Here is a 12,492-nt window from a genome sequence, read left to right as displayed (position 1 = left end):
GTAATAGTGTAACAGCTACTACTGTTGTATTCTGTTTATTGATTATAATCTTTTGTGCTTATAAGATTACCTTGTTCATCGAATTTTTCAATTTTTTTTAATTTATCCTCTTCATAATATGCCTTACTTTTAATGCTTCCATTTGTATAATAGGTTTTTGATACACCAACAGTTTTTCCATTACTATAATTTACTTCTTCAAGTAACTCACCCGTTTCATAGAATAATTTATGTAAACCCTCTCTTTCGCCATTTTTGAAAAATCGAATACGCGAAATGTTTCCGTTGTCATAATAAATTGAATTTTGTCCTTCAAACTTATTATTTTTTATTGTATACACTGATTTTAATTTATTATTCACATATATACTGTATTCTCCATTTGGAAGCTCCTTTTTTAAAGCAAAACCTTTAATTATTGAATTAGTAATTAGTACAAATGTGGAATCTGAAGGATTTACTAAGCTGTAATTTTCTAGTTCATCTTTTACTATTTTTATAGTGTTTTTTTTGTTCGTTTGAGCAAGTGATGTAAAGGTTGATATAAGTATTAAAATAAAAAAGTATTTCATTTTTCTTAAGTTTTGTTTTTAAATTTCAATTGAATTCAGTTCATGAAGTACCTCATAAATCTTTCCAAATATACCATAATACTTCCTTAAATACTTTAAAAGAGCTGTACTAGGATGCTTTTTGGAGTTCTTTTGTAAAAATAGAAATTGTGCAACAGTTACACCTGTTAGGGACAGTTATTTTTCAATTTTAATTTCTCGAATAAAAATGTTGATGTGTTTTGTAAATCCACTTTCTTTATAATTTTCTTCATCACAAATTCCACTAATTAAATAATGATTCCCAATTTTTGCAATCGAAAAAAGACTCGAATTATGTTGAGAATATTCATTATTAAATTTATAATAACGAAAATCCTCATTATCCCAATTCCAAACCATTTGATTACTTAAATTAATTTTGGTAATCCAAGGTTTACCATATGAATTTCCGACTACTAATAGATCATGAGCATTTTCAAATACAAAATCGTTAACTGCATAGGAAGTTATATATTTTTTGTCAAATTCTTCCTTTGTTGGTGGTACTGTAGCCCAACTTCTTATTGCTTTTTTGTAATCATAATTTCGAGGTAGTTCTATTTCAGATTTTTCTATCAGGTTCAATTGATTGTCTAACTTTCCAACAATCAATTTATCAGCAAGAGTATTAAAATGTCCTAAAGCAAACAGAGTATTGTCTTTTGACTTTAGTTTCTTGATTATAAAATCTAATTGTTTGTACTTCCTTTTTCCACCGTTTAAATTTGATGAATATAAATAAGAAATTGATTTTGAATTGTCATAAGCTAAAATATAGAGTCTATTTTCAAAAAGAACTAGTTGTTTTGGTGGTAAAAATGAAAACTCATAATCAACATCTTGTTTAAATTTCTTTTTCCACAAGATTTTTCCATTTGTATCAATAGAAAGTTGACAAATATTTTTTGAATGAAAAAAATGACCAACAACATATAAATTGTCTTTGTCAGAAGTTATGGCATCGAATGTCAGATATTTTTCATCAAATTTATTAGAATAGTCTTGATTCCAAATAATTTCTCCGTTGGAGTTAAATTTAGTTATTTCACTTCCACAACTAAAAATAATATTATTGTTAGTGTCTATTAATATTCTTTGTTGAACGCCAATTTTTAATTCTTTACGCCAAACTATTTCTCCGTTAGTTTTTATTTTAGCTAAAGTTCCATTTTGAGATAAAACTACGTTATCGCCATTTGAAAATTTCGCCATTTCTATTGGTGGAAATTTTTGGGAGTAATTTGATGAGTTATGAGTGTACGTGTTAATATTCAGATTCCAAGTTTCTGAAATCTGACTTTGAACACTAAAAGTCATTAGAAATATTAATAGGATTATTGTGTTTCTCATAATTGTGCCTAACATCATTCTGTGAAAAAAACTACACAAACCTCTTCAAATATAACCAAAATACTTCCTTAAATACTTTAAAAGAGCTTTACTAGGATGCTTTTTGGAATTCTTTTGTAAAAATAGAATTTGTGCTACAGTTACTGCTGTTACAATAAGGTGTTTAATTTATTACTTTTTTCCGTGCTTAATTTTCTGTTTACTTGCAACCATTTCTTAGTAATATACTTTGAGTTTCTTTTTTTATTCTATAAAATTCAATTTCTATTAAGGTATTGAAAATAGTATCAGATATAGTATTGTAATCGGAAGTAGTAGATCTCAAATTCAATGGATATTTTCTAGTAAACGAATCTAGAATTTGGACTTTTTTTAAACGATCTTTTGGGTTCAATTTTTTAAATGAATTTTCAAATGCAACTAATGAACTGTCTAATTTACCTGAATTTTTGTAGACTTTTCTTTCTTTTAGCGAATTGATATGCAATTCTACAGCTTCAGTTTCTGCTTTTAATTCATTTTTATACGTTAGAAGTTGTTTATAAATTAGCTTTTGTTCTTGATTGTTTTTTGTGCAAGAAAAACTGACTATAAACATTATGACAACAATTATTTTTTTCATTTAATCTAGAAATGGTTTATAATTATTCTTTAGTGTTTTTCAACACAAACTTGGCTTTATACTTTCTATAACATCAGTCGGTGGAAAACGCCACAAACCCCACCAAATATAGCAAAAATAGTGAGTTGAAGGCAGAATTTTCGTAGTGTAATCAAAACAGCAACCACAACTATTGCGTCCTTGAACTATAAAGATGTTGAATTTTGATGTGAAAGAAAACATTTCAATTTCATCAGTGAGTATTTGCAATGCAAGGGACCAATTGGTAATAGTCATTCCAAATGCACAAAACACCAAACAATAATAGAAAAGCCTCACTGAAAAGTGGGGTTTTTTATGAAGGGAAGAACCATCAATTTAATTTGTGGTTCTTATTGTTGACGCACTATTTTTACATTCGTTGTATTGAATTTTAGTTGCAACCATCGGTCAATTTTATTGACGTCAATTTCTTGTTTGGTTTTGTCTGTTTGATACAGTAAAACAGTCATTGTTTTAGTACTATCTGTATTTGGGTTTGTAATGTGTTTGCCAATAGATACTTCTTTCAATTCGGGAAACAGTATTGCTATTTCTTTTATTGTTTCCGTATTGTCAACCTTATATTCGCTCAATTCATTTTGAAGTGTATTTATCAAAATGTCTTTTTCAGATAATTTTTTATTTTGATTCCCCAATTCATTTAAAATTTCTCCTTTTATATCTTTTGTATCTTGTTTAATAGTAAGTTTTGTATTGGTAATGTCGTATTGTATCAGTTTTTGATTTAACAATTTCAGTTCTTCTTGATTGAACTTTTTGGACAAAAATGCGAGTTCTAATTGTTTAGGAGTTGAATTGAATTTTGTTTTCTGATAGATTAGAGTATACCCCTTGTTAACAAATTCAGTTGTAATAAATTGCTCAATGTTTTGGCTGTACTTTTTTTCTTGAAAAAGGGCATAGGCTAAATAAAAACTCGGAATGATCATAACTAAAATCAGGATAGTAATTCCATATCTGATTTGTTTTTCAAACTTCGTATTTAATGTTTTTACGGGTGGATACTTTAAATATTTAACGATTAAAAAAGTGGAGATACATATAAAAAAACAATTAATGGTGTACAAATAAAATGCTCCGAAAAAGTAGGAATAAGTGCCAGTAGCTAATCCATAACCTGCTGTACAAAGTGGAGGCATCAAAGCGGTTGCTATTGCTACTCCGGGTATCGGATTTCCTTTTTCAACCCTTGTCAAAGCAATAACACCCACCAAGCCACCAAAAAAGGCAATCAAAACATCATAAATATTCGGTGAAGTTCTGGCTAATAATTCTGATTGTGTTTCTTTGAATGGGCTAATGAAAAAATAGATTGTAGCAACTATTAAACTAACAACCGTTGCAATTAGTAAATTTTTCCCCGATCTTTTAAGTAAGTCAAAATCGTAAATGGCCAAGGCAAATCCCGCTCCAACAATGGGACTCATTAGTGGGGAAATGAGCATTGCACCAATAATCACAGCAGTTGAATTTACATTTAACCCAACCGATGCAATAACTATGGCACAAGCTAAAACCCAAAGGTTTGAACCACGAAAAGAAACATTGGATTGTATCGTTTCTAAAACCTTTTCTTTTCGTTCTTCTCCATTATGAAGATTTATAAAGTCAAAAAATTGATTAAACATATTGATTGTTGTTTTTAGATTTTCCAATTTCTTGGTGAATGTTGTAATTGCTTAAGTTGAGTGTTCAACTTACTACTTGCTATTCAATAGAATTGAATCTTTTGGAAATGATTTTTTCGTTAGGTGTGAATTTATTTTTCCAAAGGTAGTTTAAGTCTGATAGGATTAAAAAGAAACTATTTCTTCATCGTTTTTGTTCTTACATGATCTATGTTAAAATAAAAATTTACTTTTTTATTTTCAACAGTAGCTTCTAAAATATCAATGAAGTAGCCATTTTTATCATCACCTGAACCCATATTGCCTAGTTCGAATTTGCAATAATACTTAAGGAAATATTGTCCGTCTTTAGGTCCTAACGAGAAAAAAGGGCTGTCAATTGACACTCCTGTTTTAGATGAACTATAAAACATTGCTTGATATATTTTTACGGTTCGTTCCATAAATTTAGTAGCCTTTTCAGAATTTCCAGTCTTTTCATAGGCATACGCTAATTCCCTCATGACTTTAATCATAAAGGGATTAGTTAAAAGCGCTTTATTTCCAAATGCTATGGCTTCATTGAATTTACCTTCTTCATTTAAATCATAAATTTCTTTATCTGTGATTAAAATATCTATGTAAGGATTAAAATTTTCATTATCCGAATACCCTATCAATAAAGTTAAAACCTCAAAATTGGTTTGTGGTTCATCATTAATGAATTTTTTTAATTGTTTCGAATACGAATAGTCACTTTTTTCATTCTTTGTTTCTTTAAGAATCAATTCAAAATGATTTTTATAATTGAATTGCTTAATGCTATCTAATGGCGATTGCGAATACAAATACGAACTGATTGATACAAGAAAAAGGGTGATCTTTAATTTCATTTGGATTGCTGGTATTTGTCCTTTCTAAGACTTTGTAAAGCGTTGAATAGGATTGTGGGTCTTTCCAAATATACAGAAAATTAGGAAGAAAATGCTCTGAATGAAAAGGGAATTCATGGTCTGATACTTTTTGAAAATAGTAAAATCCTTTTCAAAAACACGTTATCCGGAGGTCAAACAAGAATCAGTAGGTGTTTTTATCGCTAGTGAAGTAAATTAATTCTGTAGCAAGCGCTCTTTAGGACATTTCTACTTCTTTAATTTATCTGAGGTGATAAATAGGTAGCTACTATTATGATAGCCTCAGTAGTAAACCTTCACCAAGGCTTATTCATTTATCGCTATTTTAAAAAAGTGATATATAAAATTATTCGCTTGGTTACGAAATCGAAAATTAAGTTTCAACGTGTCTTTTACAACTGCACTTTTTTCAGGAGTAATCTCTAGATTGATTTCTTCCTTCGGATTAGCACTTTTAATGATCCGAATACCAGGAGCCGAAACTGACATTTTCTCTGTTTCTATATTCGCTACTTTAAGAGTGAGAACTGACTTTTTCCCCCAGGTTAGGTGTCTAGTTCCGCCATCAATTTTCAATGTTACTTTTTGATTTTCGCTTGTAAATGTGAAATTGTCTTGAACTGTAAAAAGGAATAAGAAGAGTATCGAGAATAATGTTTTCATAGATAGTTTTTTAGTAGGTCAAATGCTATTTGCTATTTTTTTCATTAAGCAAAACACTAAACATTCTTGAAAGTTACTACTTTTCTTTAAAATCCAATCCAAATTGTAAACCCATTGTAAAAAGTAGGGTTTGAGTCACCGGTTTCTTTTACAAAATCGCCTGCTTCAAAATAGTACGTTTCATTGGATAATTTTACATATCTATTGATTTCATAATCCAGTTTTAATCCGCTTTGCCAACCAATAAACCGACTTTGGTTGCCGCCTGATGCTCGAAGTAAGGCCTTAGAGCCTCCATATAAACCGTCATTGAGTTGGGCTCGCCAATAAAAGTCTGCTTCGGCAGTTGCACTTAAATTTTCGGTGAACTGTAATTTGATTGAAGGGTGAATATCAAATAAATTCATTGCTGCTACCTGGGTTATTAAACCAAAATAGGCTGGGTTATTAAAATAGGGATTGAAAGTGCTTAGTTTGTCATCACCTTGATTTGTATCACCTGAAATGTAATCTAACTTAATTCCCAAATCGGGTTTGAATTTTGTGTTGATTAAGTTGTAATGCCAATCGCCTTCAATAGAAAAGGCACTGATGGTTTTATCGCCAAATTCTCCAAATTGATAATTGAGTTCGGTATTGTATTTAAAACGTTTACCTAAGTTTCCAAATCGTCTTAAACCAACGGTATGACGTCTTTCAGGGTTACTACCATCATTGTATTTTGTCAATTTCGCATCAAAGCCAATATAATAAATGGAAGTGTTGCCCAAAATTTTCCTAGTTTCTGTAGTGAAGCCCATTCCCCAAGTATAAGGTGCATCGGCCGAATTATTATCAAAAATACCATCCGGCACTTTTACTTCACGGCCAAAAAACAAGTTGGAATTAAAGCTTTTTCCATCCAATAGCAGTCTTGCCATATCAAAGCTTCTTCGGCTGTTGGGACCATCTCTAAATGCCATCAAACGCCCGGAACCGAGTAATAATTCTTGCCTTCCGGCTCTTAATCTTAAGGTGTTGTCTTTAATTGGAATGGTAAATTCTGCAAAGGCTTGATGCAAGTCTAGCTTTTCTGATTGTACATAAATGGGCTCGCCTAAAGAAACCAATCCATGTGTGAGTTGCCCAAATAAACGGAAATGGTTTCCCAAATGGAAATCAGCATGAAACATTATTCTTTGCGAATAAAAACTTTCGTCTGCCGATACTTCAGTACTCCAATTTTTATTGTCCAGATATTCCCAACGAGGTCGAAATTCTCCCCCCAAACTCAAATAAACCGATTTTCTTTTATTGAATGGAATGGCTTTTAATTGATTTAGAAAAGAAGCATTACGAAGGGTGTCATTTTGAAGTAATACACTATAATTTTCTTCACCTCTTACGACTTTAATTGGAGGTAATTCTTGGGCTTCTACGGTTAAATTCAGCACTAAAACCATACTGAATGCAATTGTATTTTGTATCATTTTAGGATGAGATTTAAAGTTATAGGATCCTTGTTGTTTTGCTTGAAATCCGATGGATTGTGATCGAATATTTGTTGTAAGGAATTCGCAGAAATATCTTCCAAGCGGGGATGTACGACGATAGAATAATTCCCTTTTTTCCAGTTTTTATACGGATGGAAAACCCATTTTTGTTCTTCGTTTAGCAATGAAATGCTACCCTTAATTTCATTTCCGTCTTTAAAAACTTTGATGAATGTTTGTGCAGAGATAGGGTCTATTTTGTCTTTAAAATTAATTAGTATAGCCTCTTTGGTATTGGCTTGTGGTGAGTGTATGCTCCAATTTTTGGTGTCGGGGGCAAGCCTATCTTCTTTTACCGCTACAAAGGTTTTTGTAAAGCTCTTGTTTAATGCTTGGTCTTTAAAATCCAATAATAAGCTATCTATCGTTAAGGTATATTTTTTCCCTTCGTCAAAAGCCCTCCCCATTGTATTATTGGCCAAAAGCCCCAGTTTTACTCTTCCTGGATCTATAAGTAAAGTAACTACATTTCGGTCTTCATTCCACAATTCATACTGATTTTCAAAGAACACACCCGTAATGTTTTTGCCTTCTTCATTGGTTAATTGAATATGATTTAAGATATTCATTTCCTGCATGGGGACAGAAAACTGTATATAAAACCGAAGAATGTTTACAGGAATAGAATCGGTAGTTGGATAGACCATAACCACTTTAGGCTTCGTGTTTTGGCTCCATCCAGCAATCGCTGAAAACAATAAGAAAAGTAAATAGTATAGCTGTAACATTACTGATTTCAATTTATTGTTAGTTGTTTGTATTTCTTGCGCTGTTCTTGAATTTTTTACTGTATTACATCAGTTGAAAGCGATGCAGTTGCACAAATCATAAATGGCAACTGCACATGCTTTGTTTTATTTATTTTTTCAGGAATTCCGTTTTCCCCAAATCTTGAATCATCATATTTTGATAGCCTTTCATTTGGAGTTGTTGTCCTTGGTATTCATAGCCGGGAAGGTCATATTCCGATACAAATTCATCCAATCGTAAATAGAGGTTTTTTAAGAAGGATATCAATTCTAAACTTCCTGTTTCATCATTTCTTCTCATGGTTAGGATATGATAACCATCTTGATCGTCCATTTGCATCAAACCGGTCATGGGCAAATTATTGATAGGCGTGCCTGTATGTTCTGCCATTCCTATATAGCCAATACCATTTTCACTAGCGCTTTTGGCTATGTCGTTTGGGTTTATAAATTGCGCTGTACGATTTCTATTGGCCAGAATGATACCATCATATGGTTTTTTATCAAAACCTTCTGATTGGAATTTGATAATATCAACAGGGGTATTTCCGTAGCCCAATTCGGCAATCGTTTTTCCCACAATATGTGCGCCGTCTTTAATTTCTTTTACGGGAATTAACACCAAAGGCGTACAAGTATATGCGGCCAAAATATAGTCTTCATTGCCCAAAGTGATACACTGCATCGTTTGAATAGGTGCTCTGGTTTCGTTTTGTCCGTGAACGGCATGAAAAATCTCAACAGAGGAAGAAGTCACTTTATCAGTAAACGGATAGTCAATTACTCTTAAAACAGAAGAAAATTCGGCATTGCTCATACCACTAACATATACTTTTCCTTTGTAGAAATCGATATCGGTAAAAGTCATGGATCGCAAAGTAGTTTTGTCCCAAATTTTCAATTCCTTGGTGGGAGCATTAGCGATAGTGATTTCTGTATGTTGGGTTGCTTTTAAATCAAATTTTCTGACTTTTCCTGATTGATTCACTATTATAATTTGTGAAACATAACCCGTTTTGGTTTTAGTATCAAAAGCAATATAGGCTTCTTTTGAGGTAGGATGTAAGGCCATGTCTCGAACTAAAATATCCAGTATGCCGACTTTTGCAAAAGCGGCAATTTTAGAGCTTAAATCATGGATGTTATAAGCCTTTTGCGCTTCAGCGTTAGTGCTAACTGGCACTGTATAGGCATAAAGTGTAGCCGATTTGCTGTCGCCAACAAATAAAGTGTTATCATCGCCAAATTTTAGTACGGTAACTGATTGAGGTGTACTGGCAAACGCCAAACCGCTTGTAAGGAGTAAGCCTGCTAATGCTTTAGATATTGCCTTCATGTTTTATAAGTTTAAGATTGTTGTAACACAAAGTTAGTCACTTACAAAACCGTTAACCAATGACCTAGGTTAAGACTTCTGCTTTTTTTTCATTCGGCTGAAAAATTCTGGGGTAACTCCAAGATAAAGGGCAATTTGTTTTTGAGGTAATTTGTCTTTTATAGAAGCATACTTTTTATTAAAAATGGCAAAACGTTCATTTGCGGATAGGCCCAGTCCTTCCATCACTCTGTTTTGCGTTACTACATAAGCGTTTTCAGTTAAAATGCGAAACATTCTTTCAAACTTGGGTATTTTAAGGAATAAACTATCTAAATCACTTTTTGTAATTTGGATTATTTCCATTTCTTCCATGGCTTGAATAAAAAGCATTCCGGGTTTTTGGGTAATAATACTATATAAATCCCCAATCCAATAATCCTCAGAGGCAAAACTCAGGATATGTTCAAATCCGTTTTTATCAATATTATATATTCTACAACAGCCTTTGTTGATAAAACTGATATGTTTACAAACGTCTCCTTCTTTAGTGATGTGTTGTTTATTTTTATATTTCTTCTCTTTTAACAGGGAGATAAAATAGGATTGCTCCTCATCCGTTAGCGTAATGTGTTTGGAAATATTTTGAAGGATGATGGTTGTATCCATAGTATTGTAATGATGATGTGGCAGTATGAGATATAAAACCCCGCAGCTTTTACTAGTTGTGGCTGCGAGGAACTCTTATTTTCTTACTAAGATAAGATTTTTAAGAACAAAAGTGAAATGTTCTTTATTGATCTATAGTGTTTTATACAACACCTTATGAATAGTTGTTTTATTAATTCTTCTTTACATATTCAAAAACTGGGTCTATTCCATTCTTGAAATCATTATAACTAGTTTCAATTGTAATATCAGGAACAATGGAGGCATCATTATCTTCAGTAAGTTTCCAAAATTCAGAAGAATATCTAACCTTAATTTCTGAATAAGGTAAGCTAAATGATTTTACATATCCAAAATGATTAGGTTTGCCACCTGTTTCCTCCCCAATGATGATTGCTTGTGTTTTTTTCTTAAAGTATATTGTGTTAAAAATGGCAGAAGAAAATGTATTATTACCTACTACAACAAATAATTTACCTTTTTTGTTTATTTTTTTATTCGCTGCAATCTTATCAATTAAGCTTTCTGCTAAATACGAACTTCCACCACCATTAAATCTCATATCAAAAATTAATTTGTCTATTTCTGAGTTTTCAAGTGTTTTTAAAACTTTTTCTTCAAATTCTTTAAAAGAGGGATATTTATATGCCGTTTCTTTATCTCCATATTTTTCGATACTTTCTCTGCTAACGCATTTATTATATTGAATGTAATAAATTTTTTCTTTGGCAAAATACTGTTCTTTGAAGTTATTACCACTACCATTTCTATAGAACGGCGTTTCGGCATTTACTTTCATATAAGCCATATTTTTGCGATTATTCATATCGCTATTTATTTGAATAATTTTATGTTGAGAAATAGTTCCATTGATATCGGAAAGTTCTAAATTATAAATACTATCATTTGGCTTAGAAAAACCAAAATGTTTTAGCAATACATTACTATCCAATAAGCGAGAAGAAGTGGTTTTGATTAAGGCATTGTTTTCTACAACGCTTAGTGTATTCAGACTATCGATAATAGTGTTAATCTTGAATCCATTGATTGCAAGTAGTTTTTTGTCTAATAACTCATAGTTATCTTTTGTGCTTCCAGATATGAAAAGTCCTTCTTTAAGCCACATAAAATCAATTGGAATTATTTTTCTTTTTTGTGTAATGTGAGAGGTGCTTAAACTGGTATGGGAATCCCCGATTTTTGCAATTAATTGATGAAGCTTTATTGAAGTTTGTATGTCAGTATCTTTATCAAGTTGTTTAATTATTTTATCAATACCACTATCAAATTCATCTTTTGATAGTTTAGAAAACAAATTTTTATGTTTTTTTGATAACTCTGATTTCAAAAAGTTTAAATCGGTTATCCAATCTTCTGTATTTATTTCTTGTGAATAAACGTTTAGTGTGAAAACAGTTAAAATTAAAATTATTATTTTTTTCATGTATAGTTATTTATTGATTTCTATTTTGTTATGCTAAATAAGATTTCCAGCGAAAAATGAACAATAGCCTGATGAACTATCGCCAATTTATAAAACCGATCTTGTCTGATGTTTTTGTCAATATAAGTCGGGTTTTGTTATCCCTTTTTTTTGATAATGCTCTTTATTCATTTCATAATGAAGAGTTGTCACTTCATTTAGATAATCTTTTAATGGTTCAAGATTGTATTCTTTTCTAATCTTATCAACGTTTACTGAATCAATTAATCCAAATTTTGGAAAAGCTCTTCCAGTTGTTTCAACGGCATAGTCAAGCTGTGTTCCAAATAATTGCTTTCTACCTGCGTTAGTTTCAACTCTATCGAATAAATAAGCGTAATTGTTGGGATTGGCATTTTTCTTTTTAACTTCTTTGTCCATCGCTTTTAGTATTTTCTTTTGAAAATCAGGGAATTTGTCGCAATGTTGTACAATTAGCCAAAAATTATTGGAACTCTCTTTACCGACTTTGTCAAAACCAAGGAAGCCATACTCTTTGAACATTTTTTCAAGTTGTACTTTGTGGGTTGTAAAAACACTGTCTTTGTATTTTGCCCATTCTTTTTCCCAATGATTTGCAGCGATTTGGTCGGTCTTTCTCATTTCTTCTAACTTTCTCTGTAGATAAACCTTTTTTTCTTCAGTTAATTTCCTTGAGCAACTTGTTAGTAAAGTTGTAACCAATACGATAAAAATTAAGTTTTTCATTTTTTTAAATTGCATCTGAGTACCCTCGCAGATAAGGTTTTGCCAACTATGTGAATAGCGGATTTCTTTGTTACTATAATGTTTTTCAACAGTGAATAGGAGAGTGATTTATTGATTTCTAGCAAATAATCAATCAGTTCAAATAGTACTTAAATCAGTTCTAAATCTTGTTTATCAATATATAAAGCGTTTTTAATTGGATTGCTGTATTTTTCTCCATTTATATTCGTGTTTTACTACTAACG

Annotated in this window: 12 protein-coding genes; all 12 read right to left on the bottom strand. The window is 31.3% G+C overall.

The genetic code is table 11. From position 1 onward, the window contains the following. Positions 1 to 35 precede the first annotated feature (35 nt). Positions 36 to 572 carry a toxin-antitoxin system YwqK family antitoxin gene (locus ACS8MM_RS04230; RefSeq protein ID WP_379713371.1) on the bottom strand — a complete coding sequence of 179 codons (537 nt, stop codon included), beginning with the start codon at positions 570 to 572 and terminating at the stop codon, positions 36 to 38. A 177-nt stretch (positions 573 to 749) separates the two neighbouring features. Further along, complete coding sequence (locus ACS8MM_RS04225) at positions 750 to 1,805, bottom strand: hypothetical protein (protein WP_379713368.1); 1,056 nt, start codon at positions 1,803 to 1,805, stop codon at positions 750 to 752. 337 nt (positions 1,806 to 2,142) lie between these two features. Continuing rightward, positions 2,143 to 2,565 (bottom strand): hypothetical protein, encoded by a 423-nt coding sequence (locus ACS8MM_RS04220; RefSeq protein WP_379713365.1) that lies wholly within the window; start codon positions 2,563 to 2,565, stop codon positions 2,143 to 2,145. Positions 2,566 to 2,936: 371 nt separating this feature from the next. Then, on the bottom strand, positions 2,937 to 4,235 hold the full coding sequence (locus ACS8MM_RS04215; RefSeq protein ID WP_379713362.1) for a DUF389 domain-containing protein: 1,299 nt from the start codon (positions 4,233 to 4,235) through the stop codon (positions 2,937 to 2,939). Positions 4,236 to 4,411: 176 nt separating this feature from the next. Continuing rightward, positions 4,412 to 5,107: a DUF4919 domain-containing protein gene (locus ACS8MM_RS04210; RefSeq protein ID WP_379713359.1), complete on the bottom strand. Its 696-nt coding sequence runs from the start codon at positions 5,105 to 5,107 to the stop codon at positions 4,412 to 4,414. A 327-nt stretch (positions 5,108 to 5,434) separates the two neighbouring features. Further along, complete coding sequence (locus tag ACS8MM_RS04205; RefSeq protein WP_379713356.1) at positions 5,435 to 5,791, bottom strand: hypothetical protein; 357 nt, start codon at positions 5,789 to 5,791, stop codon at positions 5,435 to 5,437. A gap of 86 nt (positions 5,792 to 5,877) precedes the next feature. Beyond that, positions 5,878 to 7,260 (bottom strand): alginate export family protein, encoded by a 1,383-nt coding sequence (locus tag ACS8MM_RS04200; protein WP_379713353.1) that lies wholly within the window; start codon positions 7,258 to 7,260, stop codon positions 5,878 to 5,880. Beyond that, a complete protein-coding gene (locus ACS8MM_RS04195; RefSeq protein WP_379713350.1) occupies positions 7,257 to 8,051 on the bottom strand; it encodes a hypothetical protein in 795 nt (264 codons plus the stop codon). The genes ACS8MM_RS04200 and ACS8MM_RS04195 overlap by 4 nt, the downstream gene beginning before the upstream one ends. 130 nt (positions 8,052 to 8,181) lie before the next feature. Continuing rightward, positions 8,182 to 9,408: a hypothetical protein gene (locus tag ACS8MM_RS04190; RefSeq protein ID WP_379713348.1), complete on the bottom strand. Its 1,227-nt coding sequence runs from the start codon at positions 9,406 to 9,408 to the stop codon at positions 8,182 to 8,184. Between the two features lie 69 nt (positions 9,409 to 9,477). Continuing rightward, entirely contained in the window at positions 9,478 to 10,056 is a 579-nt protein-coding gene (locus ACS8MM_RS04185) for a Crp/Fnr family transcriptional regulator (protein ID WP_379713345.1), read from the bottom strand. A gap of 172 nt (positions 10,057 to 10,228) precedes the next feature. After that, positions 10,229 to 11,500, bottom strand: a complete 1,272-nt coding sequence (locus tag ACS8MM_RS04180; protein WP_379713343.1) for a hypothetical protein — start codon at positions 11,498 to 11,500, stop codon at positions 10,229 to 10,231. A gap of 117 nt (positions 11,501 to 11,617) precedes the next feature. Then, positions 11,618 to 12,247, bottom strand: coding sequence for a DUF6624 domain-containing protein (locus ACS8MM_RS04175; RefSeq protein WP_379713339.1), 630 nt, complete (start codon positions 12,245 to 12,247; stop codon positions 11,618 to 11,620). Positions 12,248 to 12,492 lie beyond the last annotated feature (245 nt).

Origin of the sequence: Flavobacterium sp. MAHUQ-57 (assembly GCF_051908335.1) — a bacterium.
In the GTDB taxonomy this organism is placed as follows: Bacteria; Bacteroidota; Bacteroidia; order Flavobacteriales; family Flavobacteriaceae; genus Flavobacterium.
The sequence above is the reverse complement of the archived record's forward strand: the minus strand, read 5'-3'. Positions and strand labels throughout refer to the sequence as shown.